The following is a 315-nucleotide window of genomic DNA, read 5'->3' as shown; positions in this document are numbered from 1 at the left end:
AATGTCGGCAATGCCGGCGGCGCCTGGATCGGCGGCGTGGCGCTGTCGGCGGGCGTTTCCTATGCCGATTTGCCGCTGGTCGGCGCGGTGCTCGCCCTGCTGGCGGTTGGCGTGGCGGTGCTGTCGCAGGCGCTGGACAGGCGCGCGCCGGTCGCCGCCCTCCAGCCTGCCGCCGAATAACTGCCTGTCCTCCCAAAAGTGCGCAGCGGTTTTGGGACAACGACATGCGGCAAGGCAAAAGACTACTCTTGCGCCCATAGCGCGGCGGGCTGGACCAATCGACATCGGCACCTTCAAATGGGCATGTCTTCTCGC

General features: G+C 67.0%; 1 pseudogene. It reads left to right on the top strand.

Annotated elements, in window-relative coordinates:
• Positions 1-180: pseudogene (locus tag EN852_RS38195) on the top strand (MFS transporter); the annotation flags it as partial.
• Positions 181-315: the final 135 nt, after the last annotated feature.

Source organism: Mesorhizobium sp. M2E.F.Ca.ET.209.01.1.1, assembly GCF_004010375.2.
Classification (GTDB): Bacteria; Pseudomonadota; Alphaproteobacteria; order Rhizobiales; family Rhizobiaceae; genus Mesorhizobium.
Note: the sequence above shows the minus strand (reverse complement) of the source record. Positions and strands in the feature narration are given on the sequence as shown.